Genomic DNA, 1,548 nt, shown 5'->3' on the forward strand with positions numbered 1-1,548 from the left:
CTGCTGCGGCTGCTCGCCGGGCTCGACACCCCCGAGCAGGGGGTGCTGCGCCTGTCGCCGCCCACCGCCACCGTCGGCCACCTCCCGCAGGAGCCGGAGCGCCGCGAGGGGGAGACCGTGCGCGGTTTCCTCGCCCGCCGCACCGGCGTCGCCGCCGCCCAGACCGCGATGGACGACGCCACCCAGGGCCTGGTCGACGGCACCCCCGGCGCCGACGACGCGTACGCCACCGCCCTGGAGCGCTGGCTGAACCTCGGCGGCGCCGACCTCGACGAGCGTGCCGAGGAGGTCGCCGGCTCCCTGGGCCTGACCGTCGGGCTCGACCGGCCGATGACGTCGCTGTCCGGCGGCCAGGCCGCCCGCGCGGGCCTCGCCTCGCTGCTCCTCTCCCGGTACGACGTGTTCCTGCTCGACGAGCCGACCAACGACCTCGACCTCGACGGCCTCGAACGGCTGGAGCGCTTCGTCCAGGGCCTGCGCGCCGGGACGGTGGTCATCAGCCACGACCGCGAGTTCCTCGCCCGCACCGTCACCAAGGTCCTCGAACTGGACCTGGCGCAGCAGCAGATCCGGCTGTACGGCGGCGGCTACGAGGCGTACCTCGAAGAGCGGGAGACCGCCCGCCGGCACGCCCGCGAGGAGTTCGAGGAGTACGCCGACAAGAAGGCCGGCCTCGAGGGCCGCGCCCAGATGCAGCGCTCGTGGATGGACAAGGGCGTGAAGAACGCCCGCCGCAAGGCCGGCAACGACAACGACAAGCTCGGACGCAAGTTCCGCAGCGAGGCGAGCGAGAAGCAGGCCGCCAAGGCCCGCCAGACGCAGCGCATGATCGAGCGGCTCGACGTGGTCGAGGAGCCCCGCAAGGAGTGGGAGCTGCGGATGGAGATCGCCGCCGCGCCCCGCTCCGGTTCGGTCGTGGCGGTCCTGCGCGACGCCGAGGCGGTCCGCGGCGACTTCCGCTTCGGCCCGGCCTCGCTCCAGATCGACTGGGCCGACCGGGTCGCCATCACCGGCGCCAACGGCGCGGGCAAGTCCACCCTGCTCGCCGCACTCCTCGGCCGCCTCCCGCTGGACGCCGGCCACGCCTCCCTCGGCTCGGGCGTCGTCGTCGGGGAGGTCGACCAGGCGCGCAAGCTGTTCCACGGCCAGGAGTCCCTGCTCGACGCCTTCTGCGCCGCGGTCCCCGACACGGAGCCGGCCGACGTCCGCACCCTGCTGGCGAAGTTCGGCCTCAAGGCCCACCACGTGACGCGATCGGCGACGTCCCTCTCGCCGGGCGAGCGCACCCGTGCCGCCCTGGCGCTGCTCCAGGGCCGGGGGGTGAACCTGCTGGTCCTGGACGAGCCGACCAACCACCTGGACCTGCCCGCCATCGAACAGCTCGAATCGGCCCTCGACGCGTACACCGGCACCCTGCTCCTGGTCACCCACGACCGGCGCATGCTCGACGCGGTCCGCACCACCCGCCGCATCGAGGTGGCCGGCGGCAGGGTCACCGAGACGGTGGCCGACACTCCCTAGGGAGGGTCCGCAAAGTATCGGCGTCCG

Annotated in this window: 1 protein-coding gene; it reads left to right on the forward strand. The window is 73.8% G+C overall.

Features of this window, described 5'->3' with window-relative positions; all coding sequences use genetic code 11:
* Positions 1-1,521 (forward strand): ABC-F family ATP-binding cassette domain-containing protein (locus A4V12_RS11660; RefSeq protein ID WP_064069229.1); only part of this gene is annotated, 1,521 nt, incomplete at its 5' end.
* Positions 1,522-1,548: the final 27 nt, after the last annotated feature.

The sequence above is a fragment of the Streptomyces noursei genome (genome assembly GCF_001646665.1).
Classification (GTDB): domain Bacteria; phylum Actinomycetota; class Actinomycetes; order Streptomycetales; family Streptomycetaceae; genus Streptomyces; species Streptomyces lavendulocolor.